Source organism: Pseudoalteromonas caenipelagi, assembly GCF_013140855.1.
GTDB lineage: Bacteria > Pseudomonadota > Gammaproteobacteria > Enterobacterales > Alteromonadaceae > Pseudoalteromonas > Pseudoalteromonas caenipelagi.
In genome coordinates, this window is record NZ_JABBPG010000024.1 from 1 (window position 1) to 1,319 (window position 1,319).

Below are 1,319 nucleotides of genomic sequence, written 5' to 3' on the forward strand. Positions count from 1 at the left end.
ATTGGTGGAGAGAACAGTGCTAATGCCGCGATGGAGAGCGGTAATATGGATATTATAGATAAGTATAAAATACATAGAATTGTTGGTGCTGCAGCAATTGGGGGGACAGCATCTGTATTATCTGGTGGTAAGTTTGCAAATGGAGCAATATCAGGTGCATTTACTCAGGCGTTTAATGGTGAGGCTTCAATAAAATATAATGCTTATAATACGCTTAACAACGAGGTTGACCGTATTAGGAACTTGTTAAAAACGGATGATGAAAGTAGTATTTTTGAGGCAAAGTTAAGATACGGTACATTGCATGAAATGGTTTATGGCGAAGGTGAATATAGTACACAGAAACTCTTAGCGGTGATGGGACATATGACGACAGAGGCTGCGAATACTCGACTCCTCGCCTTGAGCCAGGATATAGTGAAATTGAGGGTAGAAAAATTGACAGTGGATTCTGGTAATTTAGGAACTTCTCTATATGGTGGAGGTAAGCCAGCAACAATTATCTCTGGTAGTGGTGGTGGGCTAGGTTTCTTATTTGGTAATCTGATGGGAGTGATTAACATGGTTGATCATAATAACCAAGCAAGTTTATTTAACTCCGCTTATTATTCTGGTATTCATAATAATTTTGCTCAACTATTTAACGAAGGAAAGTTGTGATGAACAAATTACTGATATGTTTGACATTAGCTCTTCTATCAAATTGCTCTATGGCAATGAGCGAAGTTTCGTGCATGGACTATTATGAAGATCAAGATTATAAAACCAGAGGTTTTACTGGTGATATAAAGGCTAGTCGTTGTAATTATTCCACTGAAGTTGAAATTTTGGATGTTGACTCGTTTATATTTCCTTCATTTGTCGAGAGTTCACAACTTGGTAAAGTGGCGGAGGAAGTATACGCCTTGAAAGTGAAGAGGAAGACATACGAAGAAACTAATTATATTATAGGTAATAGATATGGATTCTACTTATCAGGTGTAACTGGTTTAGATCTACTTTTAAGCGTTATTTATGATTATGTTAAACCTAATACTCCTTCAAATTTTGAGCACCAAGAAATCAATCAATGTTCATTACTGAAACAGGAATCCGATAGTAATGGTTTCAGATATATTATTATTAAAAAAGTGGGTATAGCTGAAAAAAATGATGTTTTGGTTGAGCAGGCTCTTGAAGTGAATGTGAATAAGAAGTATTACAGAGTAACTTACTTTAGCAGCTCTAAACCTATTTATTTGGATGGTATAGAATCTGTATGTAAAAGAAAGGAACCTTTTTGGGAAGCTCATAGAACTTGGCTGGCAGAGTAACTAAAT

2 protein-coding genes are annotated in these 1,319 nt (G+C 35.9%); both read left to right on the plus strand.

Annotation, left to right across the window (positions count from 1 at the left end; all coding sequences use genetic code 11):
* Positions 1–660, plus strand: a 660-nt coding sequence (locus HG263_RS22080; RefSeq protein ID WP_216628538.1) for a hypothetical protein, incomplete at its 5' end; no start/stop codon positions are given.
* A complete protein-coding gene (locus HG263_RS22085) occupies positions 660–1,313 on the plus strand; it encodes a hypothetical protein (RefSeq protein ID WP_171628230.1) in 654 nt (217 codons plus the stop codon). The genes HG263_RS22080 and HG263_RS22085, both read left to right, overlap by 1 nt.
* Positions 1,314–1,319 lie beyond the last annotated feature (6 nt).

Bases quoted from the DNA above. Each gene is read 5' to 3' on its own strand.
- HG263_RS22085 (WP_171628230.1), top strand. From the start codon at position 660: ATGAACAAATTACTGATATGTTTGACATTAGCTCTTCTATCAAATTGC.